Source organism: Caulobacter sp. FV1ye13L, from assembly GCF_058681155.1.
In genome coordinates, this window is record NZ_CM178732.1 from 2,815,583 (window position 1) to 2,838,892 (window position 23,310).

Annotated in this window: 24 protein-coding genes; 12 read left to right on the forward strand and 12 right to left on the reverse strand. The window is 66.4% G+C overall.

Annotation, left to right across the window (positions count from 1 at the left end):
• Positions 1-18: 18 nt before the first annotated feature.
• A complete protein-coding gene (locus tag ACW176_RS13670) occupies positions 19-417 on the forward strand; it encodes a DUF1489 family protein (RefSeq protein ID WP_419317333.1) in 399 nt (132 codons plus the stop codon).
• A 174-nt stretch (positions 418-591) separates the two neighbouring features.
• On the opposite strand, the gene panC is transcribed toward ACW176_RS13670, so the two are convergent.
• A complete protein-coding gene (panC, locus tag ACW176_RS13675; protein ID WP_419317332.1) occupies positions 592-1,455 on the reverse strand; it encodes a pantoate--beta-alanine ligase in 864 nt (287 codons plus the stop codon).
• Positions 1,456-1,658: 203 nt separating this feature from the next.
• Here panC and mipZ point away from each other — a divergent pair, with 203 nt between their 5' ends.
• Both mipZ and ACW176_RS13685 read left to right on the forward strand, forming a co-directional pair.
• Positions 1,659-2,495, forward strand: a complete 837-nt coding sequence (mipZ, locus tag ACW176_RS13680; protein WP_419317331.1) for a division plane-positioning ATPase MipZ — start codon at positions 1,659-1,661, stop codon at positions 2,493-2,495.
• Between the two features lie 39 nt (positions 2,496-2,534).
• Positions 2,535-2,960, forward strand: a complete 426-nt coding sequence (locus ACW176_RS13685) for a J domain-containing protein (protein WP_419317330.1) — start codon at positions 2,535-2,537, stop codon at positions 2,958-2,960.
• Between the two features lie 66 nt (positions 2,961-3,026).
• Here the strand turns inward: ACW176_RS13685 and ACW176_RS13690 are convergent, their stop codons facing one another.
• Positions 3,027-4,319: a D-alanyl-D-alanine carboxypeptidase family protein gene (locus tag ACW176_RS13690; protein WP_492109506.1), complete on the reverse strand. Its 1,293-nt coding sequence runs from the start codon at positions 4,317-4,319 to the stop codon at positions 3,027-3,029.
• A 290-nt stretch (positions 4,320-4,609) separates the two neighbouring features.
• Between ACW176_RS13690 and ACW176_RS13695 the strand changes: the two genes are divergently transcribed.
• From ACW176_RS13695 to ACW176_RS13715, 5 genes are all read left to right on the forward strand, one after another.
• Positions 4,610-5,044: a phasin family protein gene (locus ACW176_RS13695; protein ID WP_419317328.1), complete on the forward strand. Its 435-nt coding sequence runs from the start codon at positions 4,610-4,612 to the stop codon at positions 5,042-5,044.
• Between the two features lie 134 nt (positions 5,045-5,178).
• Complete coding sequence (locus ACW176_RS13700; protein WP_492109507.1) at positions 5,179-5,640, forward strand: RidA family protein; 462 nt, start codon at positions 5,179-5,181, stop codon at positions 5,638-5,640.
• Positions 5,640-6,413, forward strand: coding sequence for a glycerophosphodiester phosphodiesterase (locus tag ACW176_RS13705; protein ID WP_419317326.1), 774 nt, complete (start codon positions 5,640-5,642; stop codon positions 6,411-6,413). The genes ACW176_RS13700 and ACW176_RS13705 overlap by 1 nt, the downstream gene beginning before the upstream one ends.
• A complete protein-coding gene (locus ACW176_RS13710) occupies positions 6,410-7,570 on the forward strand; it encodes a GNAT family N-acetyltransferase (protein ID WP_492109508.1) in 1,161 nt (386 codons plus the stop codon). Before ACW176_RS13705 ends, ACW176_RS13710 begins: the two co-directional genes overlap by 4 nt.
• A gap of 59 nt (positions 7,571-7,629) precedes the next feature.
• Positions 7,630-8,061, forward strand: a complete 432-nt coding sequence (locus ACW176_RS13715) for an HIT family protein (protein ID WP_419317324.1) — start codon at positions 7,630-7,632, stop codon at positions 8,059-8,061.
• A gap of 28 nt (positions 8,062-8,089) precedes the next feature.
• Here the strand turns inward: ACW176_RS13715 and ACW176_RS13720 are convergent, their stop codons facing one another.
• The 5 genes from ACW176_RS13720 to ACW176_RS13740 form a co-directional block, all read right to left on the reverse strand.
• Complete coding sequence (locus ACW176_RS13720; protein WP_492109509.1) at positions 8,090-10,183, reverse strand: response regulator; 2,094 nt, start codon at positions 10,181-10,183, stop codon at positions 8,090-8,092.
• 120 nt (positions 10,184-10,303) lie between these two features.
• On the reverse strand, positions 10,304-12,640 hold the full coding sequence (gene clpA / locus ACW176_RS13725; RefSeq protein WP_492057523.1) for an ATP-dependent Clp protease ATP-binding subunit ClpA: 2,337 nt from the start codon (positions 12,638-12,640) through the stop codon (positions 10,304-10,306).
• A gap of 13 nt (positions 12,641-12,653) precedes the next feature.
• A complete protein-coding gene (clpS, locus tag ACW176_RS13730) occupies positions 12,654-12,983 on the reverse strand; it encodes an ATP-dependent Clp protease adapter ClpS (protein WP_419255106.1) in 330 nt (109 codons plus the stop codon).
• 242 nt (positions 12,984-13,225) lie between these two features.
• Entirely contained in the window at positions 13,226-13,729 is a 504-nt protein-coding gene (locus tag ACW176_RS13735) for a DUF3224 domain-containing protein (protein WP_492109510.1), read from the reverse strand.
• Between the two features lie 56 nt (positions 13,730-13,785).
• Entirely contained in the window at positions 13,786-15,042 is a 1,257-nt protein-coding gene (locus ACW176_RS13740; protein ID WP_492109511.1) for a DNA polymerase IV, read from the reverse strand.
• Between the two features lie 101 nt (positions 15,043-15,143).
• Here ACW176_RS13740 and ACW176_RS13745 point away from each other — a divergent pair, with 101 nt between their 5' ends.
• On the forward strand, positions 15,144-16,406 hold the full coding sequence (locus tag ACW176_RS13745; protein ID WP_492109512.1) for an FkbM family methyltransferase: 1,263 nt from the start codon (positions 15,144-15,146) through the stop codon (positions 16,404-16,406).
• 13 nt (positions 16,407-16,419) lie between these two features.
• On the opposite strand, the gene ACW176_RS13750 is transcribed toward ACW176_RS13745, so the two are convergent.
• Positions 16,420-17,307 (reverse strand): ROK family protein, encoded by an 888-nt coding sequence (locus ACW176_RS13750; RefSeq protein WP_492057519.1) that lies wholly within the window; start codon positions 17,305-17,307, stop codon positions 16,420-16,422.
• On the reverse strand, positions 17,304-17,951 hold the full coding sequence (locus tag ACW176_RS13755; RefSeq protein WP_492109513.1) for a hypothetical protein: 648 nt from the start codon (positions 17,949-17,951) through the stop codon (positions 17,304-17,306). The genes ACW176_RS13750 and ACW176_RS13755 overlap by 4 nt, the downstream gene beginning before the upstream one ends.
• Positions 17,952-18,072: 121 nt before the next feature.
• Between ACW176_RS13755 and divK the strand changes: the two genes are divergently transcribed.
• The 3 genes from divK to phoY all read left to right on the forward strand — a co-directional run bounded on the left by divK (position 18,073) and on the right by phoY (position 21,600).
• Positions 18,073-18,450: a cell-cycle response regulator DivK gene (gene divK, locus ACW176_RS13760; RefSeq protein ID WP_492108297.1), complete on the forward strand. Its 378-nt coding sequence runs from the start codon at positions 18,073-18,075 to the stop codon at positions 18,448-18,450.
• Positions 18,447-19,811, forward strand: coding sequence for a PleD family two-component system response regulator (locus ACW176_RS13765; protein WP_492109514.1), 1,365 nt, complete (start codon positions 18,447-18,449; stop codon positions 19,809-19,811). The genes divK and ACW176_RS13765 overlap by 4 nt, the downstream gene beginning before the upstream one ends.
• 85 nt (positions 19,812-19,896) lie before the next feature.
• The gene (gene phoY / locus ACW176_RS13770; RefSeq protein WP_492109515.1) at positions 19,897-21,600 is read left to right on the forward strand and encodes an alkaline phosphatase PhoY; all 1,704 of its coding nucleotides are present in this window, start codon (positions 19,897-19,899) and stop codon (positions 21,598-21,600) included.
• Positions 21,601-21,787: 187 nt separating this feature from the next.
• Here the strand turns inward: phoY and rpmG are convergent, their stop codons facing one another.
• From rpmG to ACW176_RS13785, 3 genes are all read right to left on the reverse strand, one after another.
• Positions 21,788-21,955: a 50S ribosomal protein L33 gene (gene rpmG / locus ACW176_RS13775; protein WP_007673017.1), complete on the reverse strand. Its 168-nt coding sequence runs from the start codon at positions 21,953-21,955 to the stop codon at positions 21,788-21,790.
• An 81-nt stretch (positions 21,956-22,036) separates the two neighbouring features.
• Entirely contained in the window at positions 22,037-22,498 is a 462-nt protein-coding gene (locus ACW176_RS13780) for a DUF6265 family protein (protein ID WP_492109516.1), read from the reverse strand.
• Positions 22,499-22,524: 26 nt separating this feature from the next.
• Positions 22,525-23,253 carry an NUDIX hydrolase gene (locus ACW176_RS13785; protein ID WP_492057515.1) on the reverse strand — a complete coding sequence of 243 codons (729 nt, stop codon included), beginning with the start codon at positions 23,251-23,253 and terminating at the stop codon, positions 22,525-22,527.
• Positions 23,254-23,310: the final 57 nt, after the last annotated feature.

The window sequence follows — 23,310 nt, forward strand, 5'->3', positions numbered from 1 at the left end:
CCGCGCTATCACCCGCCCATGCCCCTGCACATCATCAAGCTGGTCGTCGGTTGCGATACGATCGAGGACCTGCTCGCCTGGCACAAGACCGGCGAGCCGTGGATCATGCACACCCGCATGACGCCCAAGCGCGTCGACGAGGTGCTGGATGGCGGCTCGCTGTATCGCGTCTTCAAGGGCCAGGTCCTGTGCCGCCAGAAGATCCTGGCCATCGACACGGTGGGCGAGGGCGCGGCCAAGCGCTGCGAGGTGACGGTCGATCCGCCGATCATTCGTGTGGTTCCGCAGCCCAGGCGGGCCTTTCAGGGCTGGCGCTATCTGCCAGCCGAGGATGCGCCGGCCGATCTGACGGAAAGCGAGGCCGCTGAGATGCCCCTGGATCTGGCCCGTCAGCTGCGTGAACTGGGCGCCTGGTAGATTTTAGCGCGACCGTTAGCGAAAAAACAACCTCAAGGCGTGAAATCTGCTTGCAGAGACATAGAGGGCAAGTCGATGAGGGCGTTGTACGCAGTGATCGGCGTGGGTCTGATGTTCGTCAGTCTGATTGTGGGGCTGCTGATCGCGCTGCACCCGATGGACTGATCCTGCGGGTCAGCCCACGGCCATGTTGTCGATCAGGCGGGTCTTGCCCAGCCAGGCAGCGACCAGGATGCGGCCGTGCGCGTCTCCGATCGGGCCGGGGCCCAGCTTCGACAGATCAGACGCCTCGCGGATATCCAGATAGTCGATCGGGCCAAAGCCGGCGGCGTTCAGCGCGGCCTTGCCCGCAGCTTCCGCCTCATCGATAGCTCCGCCCTCCGACACAGCCTGGGCTGCGGCGCGCAGGGCCCTTGGCAGGGCGGCGGCGATCTGGCGTTCCTCGGCCGACAGATAGGCGTTGCGGGAAGACAGGGCCAGGCCGTCCTCTGCGCGGGCGGTGGGGGCCGAAACGATCTCGACCGGAAGGTCCAGGTCGCGCACCAGGCGCTTGATGACCTGCAGCTGCTGGTAATCCTTCTCGCCGAACACCGCGTAGTCGGCCTGACACTGGATCAGCAGCTTGGCCACCACGGTCGCCACGCCGCCGAAGAACTGCGGACGGGCCGCGCCCTCCAGCGGTTCTGACACGCCCGAGACCTGGATCGCGGTCGAGAAGCCCGGGGCATACATTTCACCGGCCGAGGGCGCGAACATCAGGTCGCACCCGACCGAGGCCAGCTTTTCGGCGTCGGCAGCCTCGCCGCGCGGATAGGCGTCGAAGTCCTCGTGCGGAGCGAACTGCCTGGGATTGACGAACACGCTGGCCACCGTGCGACGGGCCTTGGTCTGGCCCAGCTTGATCAGGGTCAGGTGGCCCTCGTGCAGGGCGCCCATGGTCGGAACCAGGGCGACCTGATCTCCGGCGGCCTTCCAGGCGGCGACGTGGTCCCGCAGATCGGAAACGGTGCGAACGATGGTGGGGGAAGCTTGGGGCATCGACGGCCTGCTGTGCGAACTGGCGTCGGCTTATGGCCGAGGGGGGCGTCGGCGTCCACCTTGCCGCCCAGGCAACCACGGGTGCGGCGCCCCCTGCGACAAAAGGGCCTGTGGAACAATGCGATGACCTCTCGGCTGAGCCATTGCGTGCATGTTAACCTTTCATCGACCGCGCGAGTCGCGGTGGATGAAGGAGCGAGCACATGGCTGAGACGCGCGTGATCGTGGTCGGCAACGAAAAAGGTGGGGCGGGCAAGTCCACTATCGCCGTGCACCTCGTGACGGCCCTACTCTACGGCGGCCTCAAGGTGGCGGTGATCGACCTGGACCTGCGTCAGTGCACCTCCATGCGCTTCTTCGAGAACCGCCGCGCCTGGCTGGAAAACAAAAAGCTGCCTCTGCCCGAGCCCATCCAGCTTCGGCTTAGCGAGGACGACATTGCCCTGGCCGCCGCGCCCGAGAGCGAGCAGGTCGAACGCTTTGAGATTGCCTTCGCCCGCGGCCTGGAAGAGGCCGATTTCGTCCTGATCGACACCCCCGGTGGCGACACCGCGATCTCGCGCCTGGCCCACAGTCGGGCAGATCTGATCGTCACTCCGATGAACGACAGCTTTGTCGACTTTGACATGCTGGGTCACGTCGATCCGGTGACCATGGAGCTGACCACGCCCAGCCTCTATTCGCAGTCGGTCTGGGAGGCCCGCAAGGCGCGCGCCATGAGCGGTCAGCGCCAGGCGCTGGACTGGGTGGTGCTGCGCAACCGCCTGGCGACTACCGAGGCCCGTAACCGCAAGCGTCTGGAAGACCGCCTGACGGCGCTGGCCAAGCGGGTCGGCTTCCGCATGGGGCCGGGCCTTCGCGACCGCGTGATCTATCGCGAGCTATTCCCCTTCGGCCTGACCATCGCCGACCTGTCGCCCCAGGTTCGCCCGGTGCCGGTGTCACTGCAGCATCTGGCCGCCCGCCAGGAACTGCGCGCCCTGATGCATTCGCTTGGTCTTTCGGCCTATTCCGGGGAAACTCTGCTCGCCGCTCAGTAGGGGCCCCTCGGGGGCAGCCTGAGCGCGTCCGGAATCGCGATGATCTATCTGTTGCTTGGCGGCATCGTGTTGGCCCTGGTGTTCTGGGGTAGCAGAAAGCCGTTTCTGAAAGGGGACGGCTGGCGAGTCGGCGCCGGCGTCGCCGCCCTGGCCGCCTTCGCGGGCGCGGCCTACACCACCATTCGCGGCGGTTGGGGTACGGGCATTGTCCTGGGCATTATCGGCCTGTGGAGCGCCTCCGAGGCGCGTCGGCGGCCCGTCACCCGCAAGGCCGCCTCACCAGCAGAGTCAGGGCCGACCCTCACTGAAGCCCGCTCGATCCTTGGCGTCGGTCCGGACGCCACCGCTGGGGAAATCCGCTCTGCCCATGCTCGCCTGATCCGTCTGGCCCATCCTGACAAGGGCGGCACGGCCGGACTGGCGGCGCAGCTCAATGCGGCGCGCGACCGTCTTCTGAAGCCTTAGCGGTCAAAAAACGAGCCCGGGCGCTTGGCGCTCCGGGCTTGATTTGATGGTCTGTCGTCGCCGAGATCAGCGCGGCGCAAGCACCATGCAGGGCTGACGCTTGGCGGTGATCGCCGCGCATGTGCTGCGCGCGGCCTCGGCCGTCAGGCCCTGGAACTGGGCGCGGAATGCGCCGCCGGCCGCGCCTTCGACCGCGCCCTCGGCGTCGGCTACGAACTTGGCGAAGCGGCCGCGCACCAAGGTCAGCTGCTTGCTGGCCAAGCCCTTGGACTTGAAGGAGCCGACCTGGACGGCCCACTCGCCCTTGGGCTTTTGGGCGGTCTTGGCGGCCTTGAGTGTAGGCGAGACCTTTACGGGCTGAGTGCGCGGCGTGTCGGACAGCACGATCTTCAGGCCCGACTGCTCGCCGTCGCCTTGTTCGATCGAAGGCCGCATGATCGGGCCATTGGGCTCGGTCTCATAAAGGTTGGCGGCGATGGTGGTGCGGTCGCCATGAGCGCGGCGCTTGAGAACCTCGAAGCCGGTCAGCAGCAGGTCTTCCATGTTGTTGTCGCGCCAGGCGGTCGAGGAGCCCCCCAGAACCACGGCGATCAGGCGGCGGCCATCGCGCACGGCCGAGCCGGCGAGGTTGAAGCCCGAAGCGTTGGTGTAACCGGTCTTCAGGCCGTCAAAGCCGTCCATGCTGTCGAGCAGGCGGTTATGGCCGCGGATCGTATTGCCCCGGAACGCAAACGACCGGACGCTGAAATAGCTGTAGTACTGCGGAAAGTCGCGCATCGTGGCGCGCGACAGGATGGCCAGATCGCGGGCCGTGCTGATCTGGCGGCTGTCGGGCAGGCCCGAGGCATTCACGAACCGCGTATTGCGCATGCCCAGTTCCTGACCGCGCAGAGTCATCAGCGCCGCGAAGCGGGCCTCGCTGCCGGCCAGTTTTTCGGCCACGGCGACGGCGACATCATTGGCCGATTTCACGGTCATGGCGCGAATCGCTTCGTCCACGGTCAAGCTGTCGCCGGCGGGCAGGCCCAGCTTGGTCGGCGCCTGGGCGGCGGCTCGGGGCGACATGACGATGCGGTCGGTGGGCTTTAGCCGGCCTTCGCTCAGCGCCTCGAAGGTCAGATACAGCGTCATGACCTTGGTCACCGAAGCCGGGTAACGAGGGCTGTCTGCCCTTTTGTCGTAAAGGACTTCGCCAGAATTGGCGTCGATCACGATGGACGCATACTTCGGCTCAGCGGCGTTCAGCTGCAAATAGGGGATCTGCGCGGCGACGGTGGTCGGCGCCATGCCGGCCAGGCACGTCAGCGCGACGCCGGCAGCGGCGAACAGGGAGCGAGCGGAGCGAAGCTTGGCGAACATAAATGAGCGTCCGTCATAAGAATTGAACTGAGCGGTTCCGCACCGCCACACGCGTGACCCTAGCATGAACTGACCCGCCTTTAGCCAAAGTAAACAACCGGTGAGCGATGTTGTCGCGAGTGCGAAAAAACGTGCGCGTTGCGGCCGGGCTTCAGCATGACGCTAGGTCATGGTGCGCTGCACAATTTTCTTGACTGCTGCAGTGCAGCATGGCAAATCGGTGTTGTCCCAAGCGCATGGGGCTGCTCGCACAGCTTCGCCATGCCCCGCCATTTGCCAGGAGACTCCCCATGGCCGCCGCCGAAACGATGAAGAAGACCGTCGAACAGTTCAGCACCGCCTCGAACCAGGCTTTCAAGGACGGCGTCGAGAAGTCGCTGGCCGCCCTGGCGGAAGCCAACACCGTCTCCAAGAAGAACCTCGAAGCCGTCGTCGCTTCGGTGACCGCCGCCACCAAGGGCGCTGAAGCCCTGGGCGCCGAGACCTTCGCCTACTCCAAGAAGGCCGCCGAAGATCAGGTCGCCGCCGTGAAGTCGCTGGCCGGCGCCAAGAGCGTCCAGGAAGCCATGGAACTGCAGACGACCTGGGCCAAGTCGGCCCTGGAAGCCTACATCGCCCAGATGAGCAAGGCTTCGGAGATCGTTTCGGCTTCGATCAAGGACTCGATGAAGCCCCTGAACGAGCGCGCCAGCGCCGCTGTCGAAAAGTTCCAGGCCGCCCGCTAAGGCGACTTCGGGTCCGCGCCCGGCGCGGTCCCGCCAGACAAGATTGAAGGCCCGAACCGGCGACGGTTTGGGCCTTTTTTCTTGTGCCCGCCCTGTGCGGCGTTAAGCATTGCGGCTCGTGAATGGAGTGCGTGATGTCGAAGATCGATGACCGTTTGAACGAGCTTGGCGTCGTGCTGCCGCAGCCCGTGGCCCCCGTCGCCAACTATGTGCCGTTCGTGCGGTCGGGAAACCTGGTCCACATTTCGGGCCAGATCTCGCTGGATGCTTCGGGCGGCATCAGGGGCACGGTCGGCGTCGACGTCGATCTGGAAACCGCCCAGAAGGCCGCGCGCCTGTGCGGGATCAACCTGCTGGCCCAGATGAAGGCCGCTTGCGACGGCGACCTGGACCGGGTGGTGCGGGTGGTCAAGCTGGGTGGCTTTGTCCAGGTCGGTCCCGACTTCATCGACATTCCCAAGGTGGTCAACGGCTGTTCGGACCTGATGGTCGAGGTGCTGGGCGACGCTGGTCGCCACGCCCGCTCGGCGGTCGGCGTCTATCGCCTGCCGCTGGGCTTTGCGGTCGAGGTCGACGCCGTGGTGGAGATCGCCTGATGCGTCCGCATGAGCGTCCGTCGACCGAGGTGTTTGGCGAGGCCTGGGAGCGCCTGTTCGAGCCCGCCATCGCTCACCGCGGCCTGTGGACGCCCGGCGGCGCGCCCGAGAACTCGCTGGCCGCCTTCCAGGCGGCGTGCGCGCGTGGCTATGCCATTGAGCTCGACGTCCAGCTGACGGCCGATGGCGAGGCGGTGGTCTTCCATGACGATCGCCTGGACCGCCTGACCGGCCGGGAGGGGCGTCTGCGCGACCACACCGCCGCCGACCTCGGCGCCATGGCGCTTGGCGGAACCGACGAGACCATCCCAACCCTGGCCGACACCCTGACCCTGATCGGCCACCGGGCCATGGTCTATATCGAGTTGAAGACTCCGTTCGGCGAGGTGGGCGAGCTTGAGAAGCGGGTCTCCGAGATCCTGATCGATCACAATGGCCCCACGGCCGTGATCGGCTTCAATCCCTATTCCCACGCCTGGTTCGCCGACCATCATCCGCAGATCCTGCGCGGCCTGGACTCCTACGCCTGGAACGACGACAGCGCTCGCAAGCTGGCGCCGGAGGTTCGCCGGTCGCTGGCCGCGCTGGAGCAGGTCGAGATCGCCCGACCAGACTTTCTGGCGCTTGGCCTGGACATGCTGCCCAGCGCCCGCGCCGACCTCTATCGCGCCAAGGGCATGCCGGTGGTGGCCTGGACGGTGCGGTCACCCGAGCAGTGGCACGCCGTCAGTGACCATTGCGACAACCTGATCTTTGAGGGCTTTGAGGCGTGACCTCGGTCAAGGCGGCGGTTCGCGTTCATCGCGAAATCGCCGAAATCGGGCGCGAGGCCTGGGACGCCTGCGCCGCGCCGACCGGCGATCCGTTTGTCAGCTACGACTTCCTGTCGATCCTGGAGGAAAGCGGCTGCGTCGCGGCGCGCACCGGCTGGGCCCCGCAGCATCTTTCGGTCGAGGATGAGAACGGCGGCGTGGCCGGCGTGATGCCGCTGTATCTGAAGTCCCACAGCCAGGGCGAATACGTGTTCGACCATGCCTGGGCCGACGCCTATGAGCGGGCAGGGGGGCGATATTACCCGAAGCTGCAGTGTTCTTCGCCGTTCTCGCCGGTGACCGGGTCGCGGCTGATCGTGCGGCCCGATATCGACGCCGACGAGGGGCGCTCGGCCCTGCTGGGCGGAGCCCTGACCCTGTGCCAGCGCATGGACGCCTCGTCGCTGCATGTGACCTTCCCCAACGCTGACGAGTGGGCGTGGATGGGTGAGCGCGGCCTGCTGCTGCGCCAGGACCAGCAGTATCACTGGGAAAACGCCGGTTACGCCACCTTCGAGGATTTCCTGGCCAAGCTGTCGTCCAACCGCCGCAAGACCATCCGCCGCGAACGCCGCGACGCTCAGGATGGGTTGGAGATCGTGGCCCTGACTGGCGATCAGCTGACCGAAGCGCACTGGGACGCCTTCTTCGGCTTCTACATGGACACCGGCAGTCGCAAGTGGGGCCGGCCCTATCTGAACCGGGCGTTCTATTCGCTGCTGGGTCAGCGGATGGCCGACAAGGTGGTTCTCCTGATGGCGCGGCGGCCGGGCGGCCCGTGGATCGCCGGGGCGCTGAACCTGCTGGGCCGCGACTGCCTCTATGGCCGCCACTGGGGCTGCGCCGAGGACGTGCCGTTCCTGCATTTCGAGCTCTGCTACTATCAGGCCATCGAACACGCGATCCGTCTGGGCCTGCCGCGCGTCGAGGCCGGCGCCCAGGGGCAGCACAAGATCGCCCGCGGCTACCTGCCCAGCGCCGTCTATTCAGCGCACTGGATCGCCGACCCGATGTTGCGCAAGCCCGTTGCCGACTATCTGGAACGCGAGCGCGAGGCGGTCGTCAACGACATGCAGATGCTGAACGAGGAATATTCGCCGTTCAGGGAAGAGCGATAACGGCCGGCTTGCGCGCCTCCCGTGGTTTGCTACGACACCGCTCGCATGAGGAGACGGCCATGAGCCTTCACGGAACCTACGACCCCGACAACATCTTCGCCAAGATCATCCGGGGAGAGATGCCGGCCGTGAAGGTGTTCGAGGACGATCAGGTCCTGGCCTTCATGGACGTGTTCCCGCAGGCCCGCGGCCACATGCTGGTGATCTCCAAGACCAGCAAGGCCCGCAACCTGCTGGACGCCGAGGCCAAGACCCTGGGCCGCCTGATCGGCGCCACCCAGAAGGCCGCCGCCGCCGTGACCGCCGCGCTCAAGCCCGACGGCGTCATCGTCACCCAGTTTAACGGCGCGCCCGCCGGCCAGACCGTCTTTCACCTGCATTTCCACGTCATCCCCCGCTACGAGGGCGAGGCGATGGGCCGGCACGGCGAGGGCATGGCCGATGTCGAGGAGCTGAAGGCCCTGGCCGAGAAGATCGCGGCGGCGCTTTAGAGCCGTTTCACATCTATCGGAAGACGCTTTAGGCCGCCCTGTTGGGCACGGCGTTGGTGGCTGCGGCGATCAGGGTCATCAACTGGATCGGCTTGGCGATGTGGTCCACCATACCGGCCGCCAAGCAGGCGGCAATGTCATCCGTCGAGGTGGCGGCGGTCATGGCGATAATCGGCGTCCGCCCGACGTCGCCGCCAAGGGCCTTGATCTGGCGACAGGCCGTCAGCCCATCCATGACCGGCATGTGCAAGTCCATGAAGATGGCGTGATACGAGGCTTGACCGGCGCGCTGGACGGCGTCCTCGCCGTTCTCGGCCGTATCGACCTTGAACCCTGCCGCCTCCAGCATCTGGCTGGCGATCTGCCGGTTCATGGGGTGGTCGTCCACAACAAGCAGGCGAAGATCCTGGGGCGGGGCCGGCGCCGCCCGGGCGGGTTCCATGTGGTCAACGCGCGTCATCGGCAGGCTGAAGGTGAAGCGGGACCCCAGGCCGACCGTGCTTTCGACGGTCAGGCTGCCGCCCATCATCTCGACCAGAGCGCGCGATATGGCCAGGCCCAGGCCTGCGCCGGAGAACTTGCGGGTCGGGGTGCTGTCGATCTGGGAGAACGGCCGGAACAGCAGCGGAAGATCGTCCGGCGCGATCCCCATGCCCGTATCGGCCACGCAGAAGGTCACTTCGTCCACGCCCTCGACATCGCTGGACTTGATTGCGACCGACAGGGTGATGTGACCTCGCTGGGTGAACTTGGTGGCGTTGCTGAGCAGCTTTAACAGGATCTGGGTCAGGCGATTTTCGTCGGCGCTGTGCAGGGCCTCGGCCATGGCGCGGATCTCGACCCGCAGGGCGATCGGCCGGTCGCCCAGCAGCGGCGGGATCAGGGCCGCCACGCGCTGGACGAGAGTCGGGATCGAGACTGGCGCGAGGTTCAGCTGCCGCTGCCCCTGTCCGTCGCCGACGCTGGAATAGTCGAGTACGTCGTCAATCAGGGAGACCAGGACACCGCACGAGGCCTGGATGGCCGCCAGCGGCTCGCGCGTGGATTTGGGAAGAGCGCGCTTGGCGCTGAGCAACTGCACATGACCGCTGATGCCGTTCAGCGGTGTTCGCATCTCGTGGCTCATCACCGCCAGGAACCGGCTCTTGGCGATGGCGGCGGCCTCGGCTTCACGCCGGGCTGTACGGGCGGCCGACAGGGCGCGGCTCAACCCATTCTGAGCCCGCGTTCGCTCCGACATCACGCTGATGATCGCCAGAGCACAGAACTGAATCGCGGCCAGATAGGTCTGCAAGGCCAGAATCCGGCTGGAGATGTCTTCGTACTGGGCCGCGATCGGGCCATGGCCCGTGGTCGTGCTGCCGGCCGTCAGGAACGCGAATCCGGCAATGGCCAGGATGGCCCGCGGCGGATCCAGCCGCAGCAGAACAGCCAGCAGAAGGGGGAAGCTGAGGAAGAGCGGCGCGGCGGGCAGGAAGTGGAACAGCATCGCCGCCACGATCAGGGCGGCAGCCACCAGATGCATTGGCGCAGCGCCCTTCAGGATCTCGGGCGTAGCGTATCGCCGCATTCTGCTCAGCAGCAGCACTGCCGGCGCGCCGATCATCATCCCCAGGAAATCGCCCCCGACCCAGGCGATCCAGATGGACCCGAAATCACCGCCGATGAGCCGCGTGAGTAGCGCCGCGCCCAGGCTGCCCATGATCAGGGTGGTCGGCAACACGGCCAGCAGGGCCACCCGCCAAAGTCTGCTGAAGTGCTGAATGTCCAGGCCCGCGCCACCGACCTGACGGATCAGGAAGGCGGCGGCCACCGACTCGGTGAGGTCTAAACTGGCAATCAGGGCGGCCTGGCTGGGCGCGCTGCCCGTGAGCAGGGCGGCCAGAAAGTCGACCAGCGCGCAAGCCAGCGCCAGGGGAATTGCCGTGCTGCGCGGAAGCAACAAAAGCGCCGCAGCCAGCACGCCGTTGTTGATCCACAGAACCGCCAGGCCGCCGGCGCCGACGGTCATGGCATAGGCCGCTGCGGCGATGATCACATAGGCGACAAAAAAGACCAGCGGCCACCAAGCTGGCCGCGCCGTCTGTGCAGGACGAAACAGGCCGCGCACTGGCGTTCGCACCCGGTATCCTTTTTCTTCAGTTCATCCAGAGACTTTATTGATTTTCGGGGCTTGTAAAGTTGTCTTGGCTGCAAACCGAAAGAGGCCCGGATCACTCCGGGCCTCTCGATGGTCTTGGATCTATTCGACCAGGGCCGGTTCGGCCTCGCTCTCGGTGGCTGCGGAGCCCTTGGCGGGTTTCTCCGGGGTGCTCTCGATCTCGAAGTCGATCTTGCTGTCCTTGAGGATGATCTTGACGTGGCCGCCGCGCACCAGACGTCCAAACAGGATGTCGTCGGCGAGGGGCTTCTTGATGTGCTCCTGGATGACCCGGCCCAGGGGGCGGGCGCCGTAGAGCTCGTCGAAGCCGTTCTTGGCCAGCCAGTCGGCCGCGTCGTCGGTCAGCTCGATCGTTACGTTCCGGTCGGCCAGCTGGGCCTCCATCTGCATGACGAACTTCTGCACGACCATCCGGATGATCTCGGGCGTCAGCGGCTTGAAGGCCACCACCGCGTCGAGGCGGTTGCGGAATTCAGGCGTGAACAGGCGCTTGAGGGCGGCCTCTTCCTCGCCCAGAACCTTGTCGCGACCAAAACCGATCGACTGGCGCTGGGCGTCCGATGCGCCGGCATTGGTGGTCATGATCAGGATGACGTTCCTGAAGTCGACCTTCTTGCCGTTGCTGTCGGTCAGCACGCCGTGGTCCATGACCTGCAGCAGGATGTTGTAGACGTCCTGGTGAGCCTTCTCGATCTCGTCGAGCAGCACGACCGCGTGCGGGTGCTGATCGACGGCGTCGGTCAACTGGCCGCCCTGGTCATAGCCGACATAGCCGGGAGGAGCGCCGATCAGGCGGCTCACGGTATGGCGCTCCATGTACTCGGACATGTCGAAGCGGATCATCTCGATGCCAAGCGTCTGGGCCAGTTGCTTGGCGGCCTCGGTCTTGCCAACGCCCGTGGGGCCGCTGAACAGGAACGAGCCGATCGGCTTGTCGGCGTCGCGCAGACCGGCGCGGGCCAGCTTCATGGCCGAGGACAGCTGCGCGATCGCATCGTCCTGACCAAACACCGCGCGCTTCAGATCCGTTTCCAGCTCCTTGAGCGCCTCGGTGTCCGACTTGGAGACGGATTTGGGCGGGATACGAGCGATCTTGGCCACGACGGCCTCGATCTCTTTGACGCCCAGAACCTTCTTGCGACGGCTCTCGGGCAGCAGCATCTGGCCGGCGCCGGCTTCATCGATCACGTCGATCGCCTTATCGGGCAGCTTGCGGTCGGTGATGTATTTGGCCGACAGCTCGACGGCCACCTTGATGGCCTCGTTGGTGTATTTCAGCTTATGGAAGTCCTCGTAATAGGTCTTGATGCCCTTGAGGATCTTGATGGTGTCTTCGATGGTCGGCTCGTTGACGTCGATCTTCTGGAAGCGGCGGACCAGGGCCCGATCCTTCTCGAAGTGCTGACGGAACTCCTTGTAGGTGGTCGAGCCCATGCAGCGAAGGCTGCCTGACGCCAAAGCGGGCTTCAGCAGGTTTGAAGCATCCATCGCCCCGCCGCTGGTCGCGCCAGCACCGATCACGGTGTGAATCTCATCGATGAACAGCACCGCGTTGGGGTGGTTCTCGAGTTCCTTGACCACCTGCTTGACGCGTTCCTCAAAGTCGCCGCGATAGCGGGTGCCGGCCAGCAGCGCGCCCATGTCGAGCGAGAAGATGGTGGCGCCGGCCAGGACCTCGGGAACCTGGTTGGTGATGATCTTGCGGGCCAGGCCTTCGGCGATGGCGGTCTTGCCGACACCGGGTTCGCCCACCAGAAGCGGATTGTTCTTGGTGCGACGGCACAGGATCTGGATCGCGCGTTCCACCTCGCTGGCGCGGCCGATCAGCGGATCGACCTTGCCCTGACGGGCTTTCTCGTTGAGGTCGACGCAATAGGCTTCCAGCGCCTCGCCACCGGTCTTGGTGTTGGGCTTCTCGGCGTCGTCTTCCGTGGTGCTGTTGCTGGCGCCCTTGACGGCCTTGGGCTCGGACGCGCCGGCCTTCTTGGCGATGCCATGGGCGATGAAGTTCACAGCGTCATAGCGGGTCATGTCCTGCTCTTGCAGGAAGTAGGCGGCGTGGCTTTCGCGCTCCGAGAAGATGGCCACCAGCACATTGGCGCCGGTCACTTCCTCGCGGCCCGACGACTGCACGTGGATCACGGCGCGTTGAATCACGCGCTGGAAGCCGGCGGTCGGCTTGGCGTCTTCCTCGTCGTCAACGACCAGCGAGGCCAGTTCGACGTCAAGATAGTTGGCCAGGCTCTTTTTCAGAGCGACCAGATCGACGTCGCAGGCGCGCATCACGCCGGCCGCGTCGTCGTCGTCGGTCAGGGACAGGAGCAAGTGCTCCAGGGTGGCGTACTCGTGCTTACGCTGGTTGGCGTAGGCCACGGCGCGGTGGAGGGATTCTTCGAGAGGGCGAGAAAACGAGGGCAAGGGGGGAGGCTCCTCAGTCTTTTTCCATGGTGCACTGCAGGGGGTGCTGATGACGGCGCGCTGAGTCGATGACTTGCGCAACCTTCGTTTCAGCGACTTCGTAGGTATAGACGCCACACACACCAACACCGTGTTGATGAACGAGCAGCATGATCCGGGTCGCGTCTTCGCGTGACTTGTTGAAGAACCGTTCGAGGACGTACACGACAAATTCCATTGGCGTGTAGTCGTCGTTCAGAATCAGTACTCGATAGAGCGAAGGCTTCTGTGTCTTCGGCTTCACCTCAGTGATGACCGAAGAACCAGATCCGTTATTCTGTCCGCCTTGCTTCCGCTCGGCCATTGACCGTTTTCTCCCGATGGGCCGAACCACCCACCTCGTTAGGATTAGATATGGAAACGCGCGGGCTTTGGAAGGGGCCGACGCGCCGCTGCGCCGCTTTAACACAGGGGCGCCGTGTAAAATGGCTTCACGATTGGGAGAACAGGGGCCGTGCGACGACGGTTTCCTGGGCGAGGAGCCGAAATGGTGAGCGACAGCGTGTCGCGCAAGGGGGGCTTGGCTAGCGCCGAGCGCCCGGACTGTTAGGGGACGGGCAGGGTGTATTGCAGATCATAGAGGTGCTTGCCGTCGACGATCTCGATGGTCAGGCTTCCCGCAATACCCTTCAGCGCGCCGCTACCGGAGTCGGGCACGATCTCGACACTCAGCTTGCGTTCGGCTCCGCGCATGATCCCCTTATGGACCAGGGCGAAGCTGCCGGCCTTGCCGTGCAGCGTTCCGGTTACGCGCTCGACGGCCACATAGACAGCCGAACCGGGCGTGTCGGCGCTCGCGGTCAGCATCTGGCCCTTGCCCGTCGCTTCCAGATCGCCGTGGAAGGTCTTGTCCAGCGACATGCGGCCCAGGGTTGAGCCTTCGCCGACGTCCTGGTCCTGCGGCGCCATCTTCACGTCGAAGGGGCCCTTGGCGTGATGGGTCATGGCAGTGGCTCCGGGCGGTGATGCTGGGGCGGTCTGGGCGGCGGCGATCGGGGTCAGGGTCAGCGTCGCCAGCAGCGCGAGCACAAAGAGGGGCGGGGATGACATGCTGGCTCCTGAACAACGCCGATCCTTGATAGCCGAACTCAGGGCGTCGGCAACCGTCAGCGGCTCTTGAGCGCGCGCCCCGTCATCACCGCGCCGGCCCCGAATTTGCCGCGCAGCACGTCGATGGTCTTTTCCGTCTTCAGAGTCAGCCGCTCGTCGCCAGCGAAGAAGTCGTCGGCCGCGCCCTCGGCCGGGACGAACTCGGTCAGGCCGGCCCCGATCAGCCGGTAATAGGTTCCGCCGGGCTCGGCGGCCAGCAGTTCGCGGGCCACCTGGAACAGGGTGCGCGCCGTCTGGGTCGGAACGGCCAGGGTGCGACGGCGGGTGTGGACCTTGAAGTCTGGCGTGCGCAGCTTCAGCGTCGCCACCCGACCGGCCACGCCCTCGGTTCGGGCCTGCCGGGCGACCCGCTCGCAGAGCGGCCACAGCTCGTCCTCCAGGTCCTCGCGCTTGAAGAGGTCGTCATTGAAGGTGGTCTCGGCGCTGATAGTCTTTCGCACCTGATCGGGATCGACCAGCCGCGCGTCCTGGCCCTGGGCCAGGCGGTGCAGACGCAGGCCGCTCGAGCCCAGGGTGGCGGCCAGGTGCTTGAGGTCGGCTGCGGCGATGTCGCCCACGGTGCGAAACCCCTCGGCGGCCAGGGCCGTGACCGTGGCGGGGCCGACGCCGGGCAGGATCGAGACGGGCTTGCCGGCCAGGAAGGTCCTGGCCTCTGATGCGCCGATCACCGAGAAGCCGCGCGGCTTGTCCAGTTCCGAGGCGATCTTGGCCAGAAACTTGTTGGGGGCCAGGCCGATGGAGACCGTCAGGCCCACCTCGCGCTCGATCTCGGCCTGCAGACGGGCCAGCACCAGGGCGGGCGGCGCGCCGTGCAGCCGCTCGGTGCCCGACAGGTCCATCCAGGCCTCGTCCAGCGACAGGGGCTGGACCAGCGGCGTCAGGGCCTCCACGCGGCTGAAGATCGCCCGGCTGGCGGCCTTGTACTTGGCGAAGTCCGGCTTGATGACGACCGCCTGCGGACACAGCTGCAGGGCCTTGTACATCGGCATGGCCGAGCGCGCGCCGCTCATGCGGGCGATATAGCAGGCGGTGGTGACCACGCCGCGCTTGCCGCCGCCGATGATGACGGGAAGGTCGCGCAGTTCCGGCCGGTCGCGCTTTTCCACGGCGGCGTAGAAGGCGTCGCAGTCCATGTGCGCCATGGCCAGATCGGCAAGATCGTCATGCACGACCAGACGCGGCGAGCCGCAGGCCGGGCAGCGCTGGGGCCTGTCCTCGCCGGTCCAGAAACAATCGCGGCAGAGCGCCTTCATTCTCAAGCGTGGCTCTTCAGAAACCCGAAACGCAAGGTGAACCTATCGCGAATCGACGGTGAGGCGTTCAGTGAACCGCCCCTGTTACGCGGATGATCCTCGTGGACCTTGAACTCTTCAAACGCCTGCGACTACAGGGCTACACGCCGCGAACCATGCTCGATATCGGCGCGAACGTGGGCATGTTCACCTGGTCGTTCATGCAGGTGTATCCGTCCTGCAAGCCCACGATGATCGAGCCCAATCCTCACTGCGAGGAGAATCTGGTCAAGTTTCCCTTCGAGCGCCACATGGTGGCCGCCTCGAACGAGAACGGCGAGGCAGAGCTTTTCCTGACCCGCGAATGGCTGCAGTCCACCGGCAGCTCGCTGTATCGGGAAAACTCGCAGCACTTCCGAGACGAGGTCGTCATCCGCGAGGTGGTGCCCAAGGCCCGCCTGGATGATCTGCTGGCCGACCGGCAGTTTGATTTCGTCAAGATCGACACCCAGGGCGCGGAACTGGACGTCCTGCAGGGCGGGCGAGAGGTCATCGGCAAGGCCGACTATGTGATGATCGAGATCTCGCTGGCCGACTACAATCCCGGAGCCGGGCGCGCCGAGGAGATCATCGCGGCGCTGGCCTCGATGGGGTTCGTCACCACCGAGACCCTGGCCCTGTTCCGCTGGCAGGGCGAGCCGGACGGCAAGGTCGTCCAGATCGACTGCATCTTCGAGCGCCGCGTGCCGCGCCCCTCGCAGGGCGGGGTGTTTGCGCCGCATAGTGACACCGCAGGGCTTGTCGCGTTCCTGCAGGATCAGAAACAGCGCAACTGGAATTTCAGCGTCCTGCAGATCGGGACGGCGCCGCCCGAGCTGAGCGGTCTGGCCAGCGCCACGATTGGCGGGCCTGAAGGCTCGTCAGCCACCCATTTTGCCGGCGACCTGAACAATGAGAGCACCTGGCGGGCGCTGCTGGATCATGTGGCCCGGCATGGGCGGTTCTCCTATGCGGTCTGCCCGCATGTGATCCAGCGCCTGGCCGATCCGGACCTGCTGCTGCGCATGCTGCCGCTGGTCGCCGAGGCGGGATTCCTGTCGGCGCCGGCCCGGTACATGGAGCTGTCCAAGACCGAGGGCCCCTATCGCGGCGGCATCGATCACCGCTGGATCCTGGATTCGTTCGAGGATCGGCTGACCCTGGCCCCGAAGCTGGGCCTGCTGGAATACATGGCGCTGCAGAACGAAGCCGCCATCACCCAGTATGGACCGTCCGAGTATCAGGTGACCTGGCGCGGCGCTCTTGACGTTCAGAGCCTGTTCCAGCCCGGCCTGCACCAGCAGGACGTCATCAGTCGCTACAGCGCCTTCCTCGACCGGGCTTGATCCCGGTCGGCCCTCAGCCCGGCGGCCACAGCCAGGCCGCGCCGCGGACGCCGGAACTGTCGCCGTGCCGGGCCTTGAGCACCGGGGTCTCGAAGGCGTCGGAAAACACGTGCGGTGCGATGGCGGCGGGCAGGCGCGCATAGAGGGCGTCGACGTTCGACAGGCCGCCGCCCAGCACGATGACATCGGGGTCGATCAGGTCGCAGACGACCGCCAGGGCGCGCCCCAGACGGTCGATGTGGCGATCCAGCGCCGCCAGGGCCTCGGCGTCGCCCGCCTCGATGGCGGCCAGGGCCGCCTGGCCGGTCGGATGGCCGGCGTCGCGGGCGAAGGCCGGGCCGGCGATCCAGGTTTCCAGGCAGCCCTTGCGACCGCACCAGCAGGCCGGGCCGGGATATTCCTCGGGCTTCGGCCAGGGCAGGGGCATGTGGCCCCACTCGCCGCCTATGCCGTTGCGCCCCTCGATGATGCGACCGTCGACCACCACCCCGCCGCCGCAACCGGTGCCGAGGATGGCGGCGAACACCACGCCTTGCCCGGCGCCCGCGCCGTCGGCGGCTTCTGACAGGGCCAGGCAGTTGGCGTCGTTGGCCAGGCGCACGGGGCGCTCAAGCCGCGCGGCCACGTCCTGCTCGAAGGGGCGGCCATTCAGATAGACGCTGTTGGCGTTGCGGATCAGGCCCGTGCGCGGCGAGAGCGAGCCGGGAATGCCCATGCCCAGCCGCGCCGCCTGGGCGCCGGCCATGGTTTCGGCGTCGGCCAGCAGGTCGGCGACGACCTCGAGCGCCTCGTCATAGTTGCCGGGGTTGGGCTTGCGGACGCGGGCCACGAAATGGCCGTCGCTGTCCAGGGCGGCGGCCTCGATCTTGGTGCCGCCGAAATCGACTCCGAAACGGATCATGCAAACAGTCGCGCCTCGATCGCAGTCTTCAGGTGGGGCCAGTGGTCGATGCGGGCATGACGGTCCGGCGCGCTGGGCGCCAGGGGGCGCAGCCGCTCGTCGCTGACCATCTGGAAGCGGGTGACCGTGGGCGCGCTGGCGGCGACTGATTCGAGCTGCGGCAGCAGGTCGTCGATGAACACCGAAGGTCCCGAGGTGCGGCTGGACAGCTGGGCCGCCGACGGGCCCTTGGGGCCGCTGTTGATCACCAGCGGATAATCGAAGCCATGGGTTTTCAGCCAGCGGGCGCGGGCCTGCCGGCCGTGCTCGGGCGCGTTGGTCAGAATCACCACGCCGGCGCGGGTCGACAGATCGGCCAGAGCGTCGGCCGCGCCCTCGGCGGGCATCAGGTCGTCGGCCCCGTCGCGGAAGAAGTCGTCGAACAGCACCTTGCCGGCGATCAGGTCGAGGTGATCGGTCTCGCCGGGGCGATAGATGTTCTGGAACAGCGCGAAGCGATCGACGCGCAGCTCAAAGCCGTGCCGGCCGATGAACGACCCGAAGCCGCGCATGAACTGGGCCAGAACCTCGTCCACATCGACAATCACCAGCGGCGCGCCGGGAGCGATGGTGCAGGCTTGAATGTCGGCGTAACTAGGTTCCATGATCTACGATCGGCCGGTGTTAACGCGATTAGCGCGGGCTTAAGGATATTCGTGCGATCAGGAAGTCAGAAGCGACGCGAATCCCTCAGGCGTCGCCACGGACCGTATGGTCGGGGTCAGGATGACGAAGAAGGTCCTCATCGTGGAGGATAATGAGCTGAACATGAAGCTCTTTCATGATCTGCTCGAAGCCCAGGGTTATGAGACCCTGCAGACCCGTGAGGGTCTGCAAGCGCTGTCCATCGCCCGGGAAAATCGCCCCGACCTGATTCTCATGGATATCCAGCTGCCGGAGATCTCGGGACTCGAGGTCACCAAGTGGCTCAAGGAGGACGAGGACCTGGCGCACATCCCTGTGGTGGCCGTCACGGCCTTCGCGATGAAGGGCGATGAGGAGCGGATCCGGGAGGGCGGCTGCGAGGCCTATATCTCCAAGCCGATCTCGGTGGCCCACTTCCTCGACACCATCAAGCGCCTGCTGGAGAAGACCCCGGCATGAGCGCGCGAATCCTCGTCGTAGACGACATCGAAGCCAATGTTCGCCTGCTCGAGGCCAAGCTTTCGGCCGAGTATTATCAGGTCAGCACCGCCAACGACGGCCCCACGGCCCTGGCGATGGCGGCCAATGATCTGCCCGACATCATCCTGCTGGACGTGATGATGCCGGGCATGGACGGTTTCACCGTCTGCAAGCGCCTGAAGGAAGACCCGATCACCCGCCATATCCCGGTGGTGCTGGTCACGGCGCTGGACGGTCGCGCCGACCGTATTCAGGGGCTGGAAGCGGGCGCCTCGGACTTCCTGACCAAGCCCATCGACGACGTCATGCTGTTTGCCCGCGTGCGCAGCCTGACCCGCCTGAAGCTGGTCATCGACGAACTGCGCCAGCGCGAGGCCTCGGGTCGCCGCATGGGCGTGATCGCCGGCGCCGCCTCACGGCTGGACGGCCTGGGCGGCCGGGTGCTGATCGTCGACGACAACGAACGCCAGGCCCAGCGCATCGCCGCCGAGCTCAGCATCGAACATCGCCCCGTGGTCGAGTCCGACCCCGAAAAGGCGCGGATCAGCGCCAGCGGACCGGTCGATCTGGTGATCATCAATGCCGCGGCCAAGGGCTTCGACGGCCTGCGCTTCGCCGCCTCGCTGCGGTCGACCGAGCGCACCCGGCATCTGCCCGTGCTGGCCATGGTCGACCCCGACGAGCGTTCCCGGATGGTCAAGGCGCTGGAAATCGGCGTCAACGACATCCTGCCGCGCCCGATCGATCCGCAGGAGCTGTCGGCCCGGGTCAAGACCCAGATCCAGCGCAAGCGCTACACCGACTATCTGCGCAACAATCTCGACCACAGCCTGGAGCTGGCGGTCACCGACCAACTGACGGGACTGCACAACCGCCGCTACATGACCGGCCAGCTCGACTCGCTGGTCCAGCGTTCGACCCTGGGCGGTGACCCGGTCGCGGCCCTGCTGATCGACATCGACCACTTCAAGAAGATCAACGACACCTTCGGCCACGACGTCGGCGACGAGGTGCTGCGCGAGTTCGCCCTGCGTCTGGCCTCCAATGTCCGCGCCATCGACCTGCCTTGCCGCTATGGCGGCGAGGAGTTCACGGTGATCATGCCCGATACGCAGCTGGAAGACGCCATGCGCATCGCCGAGCGCATCCGCATGCACGTGGCGGGCTCGCCGTTCCGGGTGGCCCAGGGCAAGGAACTGCTGACCGTGACGATCTCGATCGGCGTCTCGGCCACCCTGGGCGAGCACGACACCCCCGAGGCCCTGCTCAAGCGGGCCGATGAAGGCGTCTACGAAGCCAAGGCGTCCGGTCGCAACGCGGTGGTCGGCCGCGTCGCCTGACGGCTTTTCGCGCCGACGCCCTTTTCCTGGGCTCCTGACCGCGTCCCTCCTTGCACGGAGCAGGCGATCGGGCTTTTTAGCCGGGATGAATAAGCTGCTTACGTCCGGCGCGCTTGCCTGCGCCGCGCTCGCCCTCAGTGCTCCGGTCCTGGCCCAGCCTCGCGCCCTCACCAAACCTGATCCCAGGCTGGTGGTGGTGATCTCGATCGACCAGTTCAGCGCCAATCTGTTCGCCCAGCATCGGAGCGAGTTCACCGGCGGCCTGGGCAAGCTGGCGCGGGAAGGCGTGGTCTATCCCAGCGGCTATCAGTCGCACGCCATGACCGAGACCTGCCCGGGACACTCCACCCTGCTGACGGGCAAGCATCCCAACAAGACCGGCATCAGCGCCAACGACTGGTACGACGCCGGCCTGGGCAAGCAGGTCTATTGCCTGGGCGACGACAGCGTCGTCCTGGCCCACGATGCCAAGGGCCGCGCCGTCAGCCCGAAAAACATGGTCGCAACCACCTATGGCGACTGGCTGAAGGCCGTCTCCCCGACCAGCCGGGTGTTCGGCGTCTCGGGCAAGGATCGTGGCGCGATCACCATGTCGGGCCACAAGGCCGACGGCGCCTTCTGGCTACAGCCGGGCTTTGGCTTCACCACCTATGTGCCGCCGGGCGAGACCGCCGAGGCGCGTCTGAAGCCGGTGGCGGCCTTCAATGCCAGGATGCTGGCGGACCTGAAGAAGCACCCGTTCGTCTGGAACTACGCCAAGAGCCCGGTCGACGCCCTGACCGGCGGCTCGGCCAGGCGCTGCAAGGCGCTGGAGGCCGACTACGAGACCGGCGGACGCCAATGGCGCGCGGCCCTGCCGATCCCCGTCGCGGGTGACGAGGCGGGCAAGCTGCGCGACCTGGGCTCCAGCCCCTATACCGATCAGGTCACCCTGGAACTGGCGGCCCAGTTGCGAGACGCCTACGGGCTGGGCGACGGGCCCCAGGTCGATGTCCTGACCGTCAGCCTTTCGGCCACCGACTATATCGGCCACCGCTACGGTACGCGCGGCCCGGAGATGTGCGACCAGATCGCCCGTCTGGATGACCGCCTGGGCGAGTTCCTCGACAAGGTCGGCAAGGCCAAGGGCGGGGTTCTAGTGGTGCTGTCCGCCGACCATGGCGGCGCTGACATGCCCGAGCGCCTGCACGAGGAGGGCTATGACGCGGGCCGCATCGCCACCAAGCCGTGGCTGGCCAAGCTGAATGAGACGCTTCGCGCCGACCTGGGCCTCGCCTACGACCCGCTGGTCGCCGATGGCGGCATCAACACCATCGATGTCGTCGGTCCAGACAGGAAGGCCCTGCCGCCGGTCGAGCACATGCGCGTCACGGCCGCCGCCCTGGCCCTGGTCTCGCGCCAGCCCGAGGTGGTCGAGGCGTTCGACGTCAACAGTCTGCTGACCCTGGCTCCGGAGCCGGTCGACACCTCGCCTGAGGAAATCTCGATCCGCGAACGCATGCGCCGCAGCGCCTATCCGGGTCGCTCAGGCGACATCGTCGTCGCCTTCAAGCCCGACCTCGTGCCCGCAACGGCCGGCGCGACCTATGTCTCCACCCACGGCAGCCCGTGGGACTATGACCGCCGGGTGCCGATCATCTTCTGGTGGAAGGACGGCGCGCCCCGCGAGCGCGTCCTGCCGCTGGACACGGTGGATATCGCCCCCACCATCGCGGCGGTGACAGGCGTGAAGCCGCCGGCGGACATTGATGGACGGTGCCGGCCGTTGGGGGCGGGGCACGATTGTTAGCCGGAAGACTCGCCCCCTCCTGACCGCTTCGCGGTCGTCCTCCCCCGTAGGGGGAGGACGCTCTCATCTTCCCCCTACGGGGGAGGAGCGCGCAGCGCGGAGGGGGCAAGTCATCAAGCCCCCAGAATCAAAAACGCCCGGCTATCGCTAGCCGGGCGTTTTGTCGTGTCGTACCGGTCAGGCAGATCTACTTGATCTTGCCTTCCTTGAATTCGACGTGCTTGCGGATGACCGGATCGTACTTCTTCAGCACCATCTTCTCGGTCTTGGTGCGGGCGTTCTTCTTGGTCACGTAGAAGAAGCCGGTGTCCGCCGTCGAGTTCAGGCGGATCTTGATTGAAGCCGGTTTGGCCATGGTCGAATCCCTGCGGTATCGCGCAGGGTACCCGCGCGCTGGAAATGAGAGGCGCGGAACATACTCATCAACGCGCCAAAGTCAATTGCCAGCGGGGCACCGCGTGTAGGGATAGTCCACCGATCGGGCCTGGCCGCCGATCTGGCCCTCGATCCGGCCGATAATCGTCCGGGCGTCCACGCGCTTGTACAGAATCCGCTGGGGAAAGTCGTGGGCGGCGTCCTCGAACACCACCGTGTCGTCGGTGATCTCCTTCAGCGGAAAGTCCGCCTCGGCCTGGCCCGAAGGCTGGGCGCTGAAGACCAGCTTGCCGTCGAGGCCGGGCGCGATTCGCAGGAATTCGAACTCGCGCACCTTGCCGTCCTTCAGGGTGCGGCTCATGCCCAGCATCACGCCGCCGCCGGGGGCCATCCACTGCTCGTCGACGCGGCCATTGGAGCGGACCTGCATCCAGCAGCCCGTCATCCAGGCCAGTCGACTGATCTCGGGCTCAGGTGCCGGCGGCGTGGTCGCCAATGCGGACGCGAACAGAAGGACCAGCATGTCGATCTCCCCCCAGAGGCGCCGGCTCAGACATAGGTCAGGTTCCGGGCGCCGTTAAGGAAACGCATGAAGGGGGCGGGGCGTCCAGCATCCTTCAACCTCTGGCCGATCTCGGCGACCACGAAGCGGGTGATATTGGGCAGGTCCAGGGCCATGGCCTCGTCGAAATCCACCCAGGCGATCTCGTCCAGCTCGCCGCAGTCGGGCTGGCGGTCCAGGCTGATCAGGGCCTCGGCCGACGCCATGAAGAACCGGGCGTCGAAGCGGCGGGTGCGATAGGGCGGGGTGATCGCCCGGGCCACGAAGGCCAGCGGCGCCAGGTCGGGCAGGGCCCCCTGGGCCAGGAAGGGCCGCCAGGCCCCCGCGGCGGGCCGTGAAGGCGCGGGACGGGCCAGCAGCAGGCCTGTCTCCTCGAAGGTCTCGCGGATGGCCGCCAGGCCCAGGGCGCGGGCCAGGGTGGCTGGGCTGGGGTGGCGCGGCTCGTGGGTCAGCCGGGCGGCGACCTCGGGCGCAAGCTCGCTGGCCGAGGGGGCGCGATAGTCGCCGCGATCCACCCGGCCGCCGGGGAACACCCACTTGTCGGGCATGAAGGCGTGGCCGCCCGCGCGGCGTCCCATCAGCAGGCGCGGCTTGGCCGCGTCGGTGCGCACGATGATCAGGGTGGCGGCGTGGCGCGGTCGCAGCACGCCGGTGCCCGGCTCGCGCACGGCGGCGTCGTTGATCGTGTCGAATTTGGCGTCGATCGGCTCGTCCATGGCCCAAGCTTAGTCCGATCGCGCCATTCGCAAAGCCGCCCCTTACGTCAGCTTGAC